This is a genomic window from Oligoflexus sp. (genome assembly GCF_035638955.1).
Classification (GTDB): domain Bacteria; phylum Bdellovibrionota_B; class Oligoflexia; order Oligoflexales; family Oligoflexaceae; genus Oligoflexus.
The window spans coordinates 1-12,162 of the sequence record NZ_DASQYZ010000379.1; the positions used below are offsets into that span (position 1 = coordinate 1).

Sequence of the window (12,162 nt, forward strand, 5' to 3'; positions counted from 1 at the left end):
ACCGTCGCCAGCACATCCGGAGCAGTCTTGTCCCCACGCACGACTTCCAGCAACTTCATAATGTTAGCGGGACTAAAAAAGTGCAGGCCCAGCACATCAGCCGGCCGCCTGGTCGATGCTGCAATGATGTTGATATCCAAGGTCGAAGTATTGCTCGCCAGAATCGCACCGGGCTTGGCGATTTGATCGAGGGACTGGAAGACCTGCTTTTTGACGTCCAGGTTTTCGAAAACTGCTTCGATGATCAGGTCGGCATCTTTAAGGTCTTCATAGGCGAGGCCCGGGGTGAGCAGCGCCAGACGTCGTTCGGCATCTTCCGGTTTGAGTTTGCCTTTCTTGACCGAACTTTGATAGTTGTTACGGATCGTCGTCACGCCACGATCCAAAGCATCCTGCTGCTGTTCAATCAAGGTCACAGGAATACCGGCATTCAGAAAATTCATCGCAATGCCGCTGCCCATCGTCCCGGCGCCGATCACGCCTACGCGCCGAATGTCCCGCGGTTGGGTGGTTTCGGGCACATCCGTAAGCTTGGTGGCCGCGCGTTCGCCAAAGAAGGCATGCCGCAAGGCTTTTGAAACATCACTGACAACAAGCTCTTGAAACAGATCCTGCTCCACCTTGATCCCTTCTTCGAAGGACGAGGTGAAAGCCGCACTCACAGCCTCAACACACTTGATGGGGGCGGGATAGTGAGGTGATAATGCCCCCAGGGTCGTCTCGCGAATCTGGCTGAAATCTTCAGGCGTCGACACCAATGGCAACTCGCGGGTTCTGCGGAATGGACGCTGGTCGTGAACGATGCGTTCCGCAAAGGCAAGAGCCGCTTCGAAGAGTTCACCTTCAACGATCGCGTCGAAGAGCGAAGTTTTCTGAAATTTGCGAGCCGGGAGGGCCTCTCCAGAAACAATCAGGTTGAGAGCCATCTCACCGGGAATCAGACGCGGCAGTCGCTGCGTGCCTCCTGCTCCTGGCAGAAGCCCCAACTTGACCTCAGGGAGTGCAATCAGCGCGTCGGCCAGCGCAATTCGATAATGACAGCCGAGCGCCAGCTCCAGACCACCGCCCATACAGACACCACCAATGGCGGCAATGACAGGCTTGACACTGGATTCCACGATGTGGATGAGGGTCGGCAGTGTGGGTTCTGCCAGTCCTTTGCCTGTATTGAACTCACGAATGTCAGCGCCACCGGAAAACACTCGGCCCGACCCGATCAACACCAGAGCTTCAATATTCGGGTCCGCCTCAGCAGCTCTTTGACCTGCTAGGATTTGAGTACGCAGCTCGTGGCTGAGACCATTGACAGGTGGATTATGTAGGGCTATCACGGCGATATTACCATGCTGATCGTAAGGTTTGCTCATCGCTCCTCCTTTTGCGTATTGGCTGATTATTGCAAAGTTCCTTATAGGGGACGGTCACGGCACGTCCAACTGCAAAATATCAAACAGCGGAGGCACCCCACCTCCACCGTAACCTGCCGGTGTGGAACGGGAGCTTTACATATAACGCCGCGTGATCCATTCCGCGACGCAAGCGGGTTTATCGATACCCTCTCTTTCGATGATGACTTCCCATGTTAACTGCTCACCTGAAAGATCCCCCATCGGTGCGATCGCTTCCAGCGCGAGCAACTTAAAATGCGCACGCAGGCGTGCTCCGGTTGGGACAGGTGTCACGAAGCGGACCCGATTCAGTCCGTAATTTACCCCCATACGCAAGGTATTCAGGTTGACTGTTGTCGCCATAAAGTGGCTTAAAAGCGAGAGGATCAGAAATCCATGGGCTACAGTCGTACCGAAAGGCGATTCCACCTGAGCGCGCTCTGGATCCGTATGAATCCATTGACGATCCTCGGTCGCATCGGCAAAGGTTTCGATGCGGTCCTGAGTCAGCATCAACCATTCACTGATGAGCTCAGTTCCTACACGTTGCGGAAAGTCCGGGCGCGGTTCGCTATGATTTTGAATGTCCATGGGCCTTCGATCCTTCATGACAAAAGAGTTGAATGAAGGATCCACTGTGGCGAAGAGGAAGCCAAAGCTCAATGGGAAGGTTTTTCCATGTCAGCGAGGACGTATGCGGATAGACAACTCGCCGGTTCCCACGGAACCGGCTTTCGTTATTTCAATCCAATCATTTTGCCGGACGGCTCACGGTACAGGTACCATCGGCATTCTTCTGCAAGAGCCACTCGACAGCGAGGTTCTTCGCACCCTTTGCGCCCTCGGACGCCAACGCCAGGTTCAAGCGAATGGTATTGGCATCCACTTTCGCAAGTTGGCTGGTGAAACGGCTCTTCTCGTTATAAAGGGCAAAGCCATCGTCATCCACAAGCCCCTGCCCCTCCAGATTCAGGTTTAATTCTGTGGTCATGGATGGTAAATCTCCACCCTGAACAAGGGTTTGAACATCGAAATGGCTTGAGCCACGGATGCTCGCCTCGTTCCGCGTCATATCAAAATCAGCCTGGCGCTGATCGATGATAACCAGCTGTTTCTGGACCAGGTCAGCCGATAGACCGCCCTTGGCTGAGTAGGTGTAGTGGCCGGCATCAGCACCTGTCCCATCATCCTGTCCTGGCCGCGTGAGAGTACTGGAGAATTTGGCTTCACGTTTAATAACAACATGACGGTCATTGGCAGCAGCGGAAAAATCCAGCTCCTGATTGAGGCTAAGCCCGGGCCACTTATTGGTTCCGGTCATGTGAAAGGCCAGTGCAGCATCGGCCGATGCCGGTCGTTCTTCGAGCTGCATGCCAAGTCTCTGGGCTGTTTTCTGCATTTGCTCAAAGTGGTTGGAGTTGACAGCTTCACTCGCGGCCAAAGTCAACGTTGTATACAGAGCTTCGACGCTACTCAGGACGACCGTACAGCTGTCAGGTTGATCGTCGGATACGAGGCGCGTGATCAGAGTCAGGGATGCATCGAGTTCCAGACTGCGACTGAGCAAGTTGCTGTCCGCTTTGGCTCCAACGAAAGCCTGCAGCGCAGCCTGGGTCATAATCAGAGCACTCCCGTTCGCCTTGGAATCCTGCACTTTCATACCAAATTGTGTCTCGACGCTTTGCAGAAGACGTTGGGCCTCCTGATTTTTTTGCTGCAGCGTCTCCCGGTCGGCTGTGTTCTGAAAGCCGGCGGGAACCAGTGGATCGGTGGATTGACTATCAGACTCACGATCGTTCTTCGAACGACCACAGGCATGACTGATCAGGGCGACCGTTAACACAAGAGGCAGAGCAGAAGAAATGGGATAAGTCATGGTTCACTCCTTAGTGGTTACTCACAACTTTGTGTCTAAACCAAATTTTCTTATGCTGCTATTGTCTCAGTTTAGCGCCAGGTGTGCTTTTGGTAGGGATGCGGCAGGATTATCCGGCCCAATACGATTGCATGCCATGATTTCTCACTCGGCCTTGGCCTGGCACCTGAGTGATCAGTAAAAGAAAGCCGATCATATCACCGCAGGACATGAATACGTTGATAAGAGAGGCTTTCACCAGGATGGGATGAATCTCCAGTCCAAGCAACGCCAGACCTAAGGGCAGAAAAGAAATGACGATCAACGGCGCCAGCAGACAGGTCGCGAACCGCCGGCAACTCCATTCATGAGTGTATGCTGCGAAAAACAGAAAATACCTGGGCATGAATCCGACGACGGAATATGGAGTTCGGCCCATCCTGGGGTGAAGGATCAGGTGAATCCATTCACGCGGAACGATAACGGCCACGAAAATAAGGAAGGTTGACCCTGCGAAAAACGACTTGAAAAACTCCTTGCTCTGGATTTCAGGCAACGCAAGTGTCCAGAAAAAGTAAGTCACTCCAATCATCAGGATACCGCCGGGAATCGCCAGCAGATTCAGCCTGGCAGGTCCTGGTTCTTTCAGTTTCTTCCAGGTCGCCGGAATTCAGCCGTCGCCATCATAGGAGGGAAATTCGTTGCCAACATACCATTTCACGTTGAGTCGCTTCTGGGTCGCATGGTCTTGATTCACTGCCCTACCATGGAACGCCCTAAATGAGAGTTTCATGCAAAGCGATCACGATTCTTACAGCCTGTAAGTTCACTCTACAAAAAATAGGTCTTCGGCAACGAAATGATTAGGGAAAAAATCAGGAACAGGTCTTGCTCAGGGAATTTTAGAGCACCCCCGACTGGAGGCCGAAGATGCGCAAGCTATATCCCGTATTGGTTATTATTGTGTCTGCCTGCTCGGATAACTACGAGCCCAACTTTGAACGAAGTCCCATCCCGGCGGACAAAGCGGAATCTGCTGTCACGCGTCCGGAAGACGACGCGGACACCGACTCCAAAAATGCAGAGGAAAAACCAGCCCCGACTCCGGATATTCCGCCCGCCGAAACCCCGAAACCTGCTGTGACCCCACCCGTCGCCCCTGTGGAATTTGCGGTGGATCCCGAGACCTTGAGCTTTCCTGTCGTCTTTCATATGGGGGGCTCAGGCGTGTGGCAAACGGAAGAAAAATTACGCCCCGTGATTGCAGAAGCCCAGCGCATCCTGGCCCAAGCTAAAATTGAAATCCTGCCTACCTATACCAAGGACATGGCGACGACGGCTAATTTGGATGTCTATTTCGTGCCGGAAGTCCCCAACCAGCCTGGCATCAATGGCGTCAGCTTTGGCGGTGGAGCCGCTTTGGAAGTCTATGTCATCGATAATGTGGGATTAGGCAAGGTCAACGATTTACGCCCGGCAGATGCCCTGGCGCCGCGTTATTTTAAAGGCGCCAAGCCGGGTGACAAAGTTCCCGTTTCAGCCGAAGAGGCTGAGCAGGGACGCACGACAGCCCATGAGATTGGCCATCAGCTGGGATTGCCCCATCGTCAGGATACGACCAACCTCCTGGCCAGTGGAACCACGGGCTGGACTTTGAATGCCGCTGAGATTGCCACCGTTCGAGCCACAGCTACGGACAAGTTCAAAGCCAAATTTGTTAAGACTCTGAGCCCATAATGGGGGTCTAGTCTATCATCTTGAGATCCTGGCTATTGGCCTTACGGAGTTTGAGGCCCAAACGATCCAATATCGTTTTGTCAGCTGCCATTTTTAAAGCGATCAGATAGTCCACACCCAGCTCCCCCGGACTCACGCCATCTTCAATGATGGCGGTGATCTGTTCAGAAACCTGATGGGCCAGATCGCTATGATCGGGAAAGGCTGCGAAGGTGCAGAATCGCAGCTTGCTGGACACAAAATTTTCGATGCCGCATCGAAACGGAATCTTCATGCTTTGGGCACGCGCCACCCATAGCGAACCGAACGTATCGGCATTCAAGAGCTTATTATCGGTGAGCACCAGTACGGCATCCACTTTGCCATCGGCCTGCCCCTCCTTCAGATTCTTGTCGATGAAAGCCTGGATCGCGGCCGGCGTGTCGCCATCCTTTTCTGCATCAAGCCCGACCAGCTGGACACCTTCTCGTTCCAGCTGCACCTGAGCTTCTTGAAAGACTTTTTGAAACTGGCTTTTCCGATAAATGACCAGCACCCGACTGACTTTGGTATCGATCAGACTACGAAATTTCGTGAGAATGCTGAAGGCTGGGACTTCATAGGCGATGCCGCTGATCAGTTTGTCATCAGCCAGTATATGCTTTAAATTCAAGGCCATCGTCGCCGATCCCTTGAGACCAGCCAGGAACGGATCCTTGTCCTGATGGATCTGCTGCATCAGCTGCACCGATTTATTGTCGAGCAGGAGCACCGCGCGCGGCTTTTGCTTCAGGATCTCGCCTTTGTAATCCTCATAGCTGGTATCCGCTTTGACGATGAAGTTCTCCAATTGATAGGACTTCAAATCGCGCGTGATCGCCTCTTTGACTTCCTGCATGGCGCTGGAATTGGATCCGAGCACCAGGACTTTCTCTGCGCCCCAGAGTATCGGGCTGCCAAGGCAAAGAAGCAAGGCTGGGACGCATCTGACGAGCTTCAACATGGGCCATCCATCCAAAAGATTATTTTTCGATTTCAACAATACCATCGAATCCCAAAGCACTCAGGGTGGCTTTGGAGATTCGCTCGAATTTTTGAGCTTTCTTCTTATCGTAACCATTTTTTATGCAGAGGACCGGGTAATTGACTTCAATGGTATCGACCACTTTATACGTTCGCGTGGTGAATTCCTTTTTCAAATGCTCCAGATCCCTCGGGGAAATAACAATGTAATCGACGTTGCCAAGCGACAGCATGGGAAAGAGGTCAATCACCTTTCCGACCTGTTTGATGCGCTTGAATTTCTGACCTGCCATCAGGGACTCGACATAAAGCTTGATGTTCTTACGGCCGACCTCATCGACCATGCCGCCCACACCGGTCGCTAGTTTGGCTTTATCCCACTTGCTGTCGATGGAAATAATCGAGTACTTGAATGATTTCGCGTTGCCCAGCGTGAATTGGAAGACCGGCTCAAATTCAGGCAGGTATCGAGGCAGGACCGAGGGCAGGATGGCAAATTCATAAGGGTCTGAACCAAGCGAAAACGTGAAGTCCTCAAACCTCGCAAAGGCATTGGCCGTAATGCCGCTTAACGCGGGATCCCCGCCCAAGGTTTTCTGGATATCCCGCACTTCATGAGTGGTCGGATAATAAATAGCAATTCGTTCTGCAGCAGCAAGGGGCGACGTCAGAAGCAGAAAACTGAGCAGGAGCAAACGCATCTTGAACCTCATCATCAGCCGACCCGTCCCATACCATGCGAAACCTGAAAGCGACTCATCGGAATCGCAATCTCAAGTTGCGTGCCCGAGCCCTGGGCGACATTGCGAATCGCTATACGGCCGCCGAACTCCTGCACATATTTGGCAATAGAGGAAAGACCCACGCCCCGCCCACAGGTAAGACTGACTTCCTGAGCCGTGGAGAATCCATCCTGGAGCAGGGCCTCGGCAGGATGCTCTTCGAAATGCCTGGACAGCCCGCGTTCGCGAACACGCTGCCGAATTTTGTCGAGATCCAATCCAAAACCATGATCCTCGATCATCACCTGGACATTATCCCCTACGACTTGCGCTGACAGATTGATTTCCACATCCCGATGCGGGCGTCCTGCACGAATCGGTAAAGCATACCCATGGTCAATGGCATTATTCAGGGCGTGAATCAGAATAGCCCTCAGGGTGTCGATAAAATGCGGTGGCCAGGCGAGAATCTCATCATCGATGCTAATACGCTGCACGCGGAGTCTGGATTGAGCCGCATGCTCCAGCAGCACGGGAAGGCTCTGCGCCACCAAATGGAACAGACTGGTATCACCGATGGTCGCCGTCGGGGCGTTGGAATCGAAGCCAAATGCCATCTGCACGACATCCAGATAATGCTGCAACCAAATTTCAAAACTCTGGAGGCCTTCGCTGTCACCATGTTTGACCATCGTTTCCACTTCATGCACCTGGCTCGCCAGGCTGTCGAGACGAAGCGTACGGGCCGCACCTTTCATGGTATGCAGGTCAATCAAAGCGCTTTCGAAATCCTGGTGGGCGATATGGTTTTTCAGCAATTGCATGGACTCGCGCGCTTTCCGTAGGAAAGGGAAGACCCGCTCGCGAGGGGACCGCAGGACTTCGCTGACTGTTTGCATCAGGCGATCGTTTTGCTCACGTGCAGCCGCCACCTGCCTTTGCATTTCCAATTCCGCAGTCAGGTCTTTAATCACCAGCATAACACGCGAGACCTGATCATCCTGCATGATCGGATTCCAGTCCATGGAGAACGTGCGCGCTTCCTGATCGCGTGCGACCTGGAACTGGCCACGACGCGGCAGATGACTGGCATTGGCCATGTAACTCAAGTCTTCCTGGCCGATGCCGATCTTGAGCGATTCGACAATGCGATCCTTATGATCGTTGTCGAGCCTCAGGGGACTTAGAACGACATCCTGCAGCGTGGCACCAGCCAGGGATTGGCTTTTCGTTGCGAACAGCTTATCCATATAGGGCGAGTACTGGGCGTCGATCGTGAGACTGGCGTCGATCGTAACGATGCCCAGTTCGATATTGTCCAGGATCTCCTGCATTTTGGCTTTTTCAAAGGTGATCTGCCGCGTACGCTCATCAACAAGGCCCTGCAGGTTGCTGGTGAAGGTGCGTATTTTCTTGCGCATGATCTCAAAGGCTTCCGCCAGCTCGCCGATTTCATCATCGGATTTTACGGTCACCGGTTGCTCGTAGTCGCCCTGGGAAATGACCTGGGCGGCATCGCGCAGCTGCCGCACAGGCTGTGCGAGAAGTTCCGCCTTCCGACGGCTGTGACGAATCGAAAAGAGCAGCACGCAACAGGACGAGGCGAGGATGACCAGTAATCCAAAAACCTCAAAGCGCCGACCTATGGCTGCGATGGCTCGCTTGGCCTCAGTGTTGGCCGCTATCGTTTTCTGAAGCGCTCGTTCAGCTTTCTCATGTTCTGCGGCGATCACACGATCCATGCGATCAAGACTGATCACATAGCGGATGTAACCGATGGCCTCGCCATCCTGTTTCAGACTGGCAAGGTCAGCACTGTCCTTATCATAAATCGGCGCGATGGCTTCCAACGCGCGTTCCTTGTCGATGAAAATTTCCTGGACGAAATAGCCTTCGGCATCGATCAGCCTGGCCAGGCTTGGATCCGGCACAACCAGGTCGGGCCCGTCCGGGCGCGGCACGATCCAGGATTGATTGGCCTGATCGTAGCGCGTCCGTGGATCACAGCCATTGGGGAGTTGACGGGAGGCTATCTGCCAGGCTTTGATTCCCCCCTTCTGCACGCTGAAAAAACTCACATGCAAGAGCTCGGGATCCAGATGGTACGAATCGACGATAAAGCGGCGAATGAAGCTGGCCGAGTTTTCCAGAAAAGGTGTCTGGAGGGTCGGAACATCGTGCTCCACGATGCTCTTCATCTTGGACAGCGTGGTCTCCTGAATGAGCTGCGCGACCTGCTCCTCATTGGCTTTGGAGTTGGCCGTCATCTCATGAACCAGTTTCTGGGCACGCTCATCGGTCATGTCCATGAAGCTGTTGAGCAGGCGATTGACAACCATCATCACCACGAGGAGCGTGATCGACGAAACCAGGAGAATGCCCTGAATGGACAAACCGGCAATCTTCTTTTTGAGCGAATTCACGTGGCCTGTTCCTTGGCTGAAGTTCTATTCCACGGTCTCGAAACCGCTCCCGTCGCTGTTGACTTTCCAAAGCGTGAAATTCGCTACGACATCGCCTTCCGCGGTAAAGTTCACATTCCCGGAAGCACCTTCGTAGTTGATAGCCTGACCCGCATTCAGCAAGTCAACAGCCTTGGCGAATTCGCCTGCATTGATGACCGTATCGTTGCCATTGTCCTTGGAGACGTCGATAAGGTTGTCGATGATCGCCTGTGAGGTGTTGGTCCTGACTTGAGCCATCGCCAGGGCCATCAAATAAAGCGCATCATAAACGTTCTCGGTGTACTGGGTGGGAAGTTCTTGAACTTCCCCTTCAAAGCCTTCCACAAAATGCATGTAGTTGGGTCCAGACGAGGATTGGGCTGCCGATCCGCGCATTTTCCTGGCTACATCAATATTAGCGTTTTTCAGAAAGGAAGGCGAATAGTTGCCATCGCAGCCCCAATACGTCAGCTCCGGTTTGGTGTGGGCGGCGATTTCCGTGGTGATAGCCGCTGAATCGATTTCATAACCAAAGATCATGACGGCGTCGCCTGCCGACAAACCGTTCAGGATCTGCGTGACTTCGGTGCCGAAGTCCTTGCTTTTGCCTTCGGTATAACCGACTTTGGCCAAAACCGTACCGCCCAGGCTGGTGAAAACTTCCTCAAAACGTGCCGCGAGGCCCTTACCATAGGCGTTGTCTACATAGATAACCGAGGCTTGACTGGCACCGGCTGCTTTCACTTTTTCGGCCAGGAATTTGCCCTGGAAAGCATCCGAGGTCACCGTGCGCCAGACTGTATTGTTATCAACGAGTTCACTGATCACCGGCGACGTCGAAGCACCGGAAATCAAGGGAACATTAGCAGCAATCGTGACATTATTGGCAACGGCCAGGGTCATCGACGAGGCCAATGAACCGATGACGCCGACCACACCCTCGTTGACAAGTTCATGTGCAGATTGGGTGGCAACGCCTGTATTGAGTTTGTCGTCCTTACGGATCAATTCAATCTTCTGCCTGTTCACCCCACCGGCGTTGTTGATTTCCTGCGCCGCGAGTTCGATTCCAAAGTACATGCTGCGGCCGAAGGTCGCGAGGGATCCCGTGAGGCTGGCAATGACCCCAAATTTCAGGGAGTCCGAGTCCAGTTCATAAGGGTCTTTTGTCATATCGCGCAGGACATGGCTCCGAAAGCGAAAATCAGGAAGACCGACAACTGTTTTTTTCATAGACATAACGCCCTTCAAAGTGTGGCTGAATAATTAAGGATCAGGCTGCGGCGACGGCCGGGTATATCCACACCCCCGAATCCGGGATCGGCATATTTTTTATCCAGGAGATTATCGATACGAAGATTAAAGGATTGGTCGAAGGATCCGAGTTTAAAAGGCATGAAGACACTGGCACCAACCAGTGCATAGCTCTCCAGCTCGTAAGGCTCCACGCGGTTTTCCAGGATATTATTCCTGGTGGCCCGACGTTCCGTCACATGCTTGACCTTCAATCCCGGCTGAAACAGGCCAAAGGCCTTGGACACCCAGGCAATATTGGTGACCATGGCTGGGTACATGGCGGTCGGCGTATCCGTTTCTCCGACGAAAGGCTCATCAGCCCTATCGATCGAATTCTGATAGCTGAGGTTACCGCTCAGCTGATTGCGATCAAGCACAGCCTTGACCTCCAGCTCCGCACCGTTGGAAACCTGCTTGCCAATGTTCTCTGGCCTCTGGTTGGCGCCGCGTGGCACAAGCTCCACCTTTTCTTTCACTTCCGTGTGAAACACGGAAATAGTGGCCATAAGATTGGCCAGGATGGGATGACCGAATTCCGCTTCGATGGTTGACGCCGTTTCGGGCTTAAGTTCATCGTTCCCGATGATTTCGCCCGAATAGAGCGGCTGCGCATAAAGTTGACCAGCAGCTGGCGCTTTGTACGAAGTTCCGCCCAGAATCTTGAAGTGGCTGTTGGTCAGCACGCTTTTCACGACCCCAATCCGGTAGTTGACCGTGTCTTCATAAATTGAATGATCATCCTTCCGCACATTGAGCGTCAAGCCATAGCCGCTGACTTGACCTGTGTACTGCAGATAGTACCCGCGGTTGGCAAAGGTTTTCTTCTTCTGCACCCCCGACGAAGCTGTTTCATCGCCCGTGCTGGTGCTCACGGTATAGATCGTGGGCAATTGAATATCGTCACTGGTCGCGTCGAATCCGGCTGTGATGGAATCTTTATCGGTCAGCGCATAATGGAGCTCCAGACCGTAGTCCCGTCCCGTATAGCCGACATCCCGTCTGGGATAACTGCCCTATGCACCCGAGGAAAGCCGCTCGTCATCCGAGGGCGCTCCCGACGAGACGGCTACCGAAACATGGACGCCCAGTTTATCATTCACACGATAGTGGGCTGTGGCTCGGGCAAACTTGTTTTCCATGATGATGTGGTTTTCGTGACTTAAAGTCCCAAAATCAAGGAATTCTCCATAGGCGTCCTGGCGATTGTAGTTCGCCAGCATTTCAATCTTCAGAGCTTCATTGACCTGCATTTGATAGCACGCAATCAGGGATCGCGGTTGGCTGGTGTCGCTGGACGAGGTTTTATCCGCGAAATTGCCAGCGTTCGGTGAACTCGCGGGCAGTTCCAATCCGGAACGATCGTAGCTTTGAAAAGACGCTGCGACCATGCCTTCCCAACTTTCACTCCCGCTCGAACCGATCAGCTCAAGCCCACCGCCCTGGTCACCTTTTGAAGCCCCTACGTTGGCGTGTGCTTCAAACATCCTGTTGCGCGCCTTGCCTTTTCGGGTGATGACATTGATCACGCCCAGAAATGCATTCGCGCCATAGAGCGCAGACGCTGGACCACGCACGATCTCGATGCGGTCGACAGCATGGATCGGTATGAGCTCGGGCCCAAGGAGCGCCGTGGTGTCCGCCCGAAACGAAACAGGCTGACCATCGATCATAACCTTGACGATACGGCTATAGGCACGCAAGCCCCCGTTGATCCCACG

General features: G+C 53.4%; 10 protein-coding genes and 1 pseudogene. 1 reads left to right on the forward strand and 10 read right to left on the reverse strand.

What is annotated here, in order from left to right; all coding sequences use genetic code 11:
- The 4 genes from VE954_RS32775 to VE954_RS32790 all read right to left on the reverse strand — a co-directional run.
- A partial coding sequence (locus tag VE954_RS32775; protein ID WP_324960976.1) for a 3-hydroxyacyl-CoA dehydrogenase NAD-binding domain-containing protein occupies positions 1-1,367 on the reverse strand: 1,367 nt, incomplete at its 3' end.
- Between the two features lie 135 nt (positions 1,368-1,502).
- Positions 1,503-1,979, reverse strand: a complete 477-nt coding sequence (locus tag VE954_RS32780; RefSeq protein ID WP_324960978.1) for a MaoC family dehydratase — start codon at positions 1,977-1,979, stop codon at positions 1,503-1,505.
- A 160-nt stretch (positions 1,980-2,139) separates the two neighbouring features.
- The gene (locus tag VE954_RS32785; protein ID WP_324960980.1) at positions 2,140-3,264 is read right to left on the reverse strand and encodes a hypothetical protein; all 1,125 of its coding nucleotides are present in this window, start codon (positions 3,262-3,264) and stop codon (positions 2,140-2,142) included.
- A gap of 109 nt (positions 3,265-3,373) precedes the next feature.
- The gene (locus VE954_RS32790; RefSeq protein ID WP_324960981.1) at positions 3,374-3,835 is read right to left on the reverse strand and encodes a DUF3267 domain-containing protein; all 462 of its coding nucleotides are present in this window, start codon (positions 3,833-3,835) and stop codon (positions 3,374-3,376) included.
- 338 nt (positions 3,836-4,173) lie between these two features.
- Here VE954_RS32790 and VE954_RS32795 point away from each other — a divergent pair, with 338 nt between their 5' ends.
- Entirely contained in the window at positions 4,174-4,980 is an 807-nt protein-coding gene (locus VE954_RS32795) for a hypothetical protein (protein ID WP_324960983.1), read from the forward strand.
- Between the two features lie 7 nt (positions 4,981-4,987).
- Here the strand turns inward: VE954_RS32795 and VE954_RS32800 are convergent, their stop codons facing one another.
- The 6 genes and pseudogenes from VE954_RS32800 to VE954_RS32825 all read right to left on the reverse strand — a co-directional run.
- Entirely contained in the window at positions 4,988-5,962 is a 975-nt protein-coding gene (locus VE954_RS32800) for a hypothetical protein (protein ID WP_324960985.1), read from the reverse strand.
- A 19-nt stretch (positions 5,963-5,981) separates the two neighbouring features.
- A complete protein-coding gene (locus tag VE954_RS32805; RefSeq protein WP_324960987.1) occupies positions 5,982-6,683 on the reverse strand; it encodes a hypothetical protein in 702 nt (233 codons plus the stop codon).
- 14 nt (positions 6,684-6,697) lie between these two features.
- On the reverse strand, positions 6,698-9,127 hold the full coding sequence (locus tag VE954_RS32810; protein WP_324960989.1) for a HAMP domain-containing protein: 2,430 nt from the start codon (positions 9,125-9,127) through the stop codon (positions 6,698-6,700).
- Between the two features lie 24 nt (positions 9,128-9,151).
- Positions 9,152-10,387, reverse strand: coding sequence for an ABC transporter substrate-binding protein (locus VE954_RS32815; RefSeq protein ID WP_324960991.1), 1,236 nt, complete (start codon positions 10,385-10,387; stop codon positions 9,152-9,154).
- Positions 10,388-10,395: 8 nt separating this feature from the next.
- A pseudogene (locus tag VE954_RS32820) lies at positions 10,396-11,418 on the reverse strand (TonB-dependent receptor domain-containing protein); the annotation flags it as partial.
- 39 nt (positions 11,419-11,457) lie between these two features.
- Positions 11,458-12,162 (reverse strand): TonB-dependent receptor plug domain-containing protein (locus VE954_RS32825; RefSeq protein ID WP_324960993.1); only part of this gene is annotated, 705 nt, incomplete at its 5' end.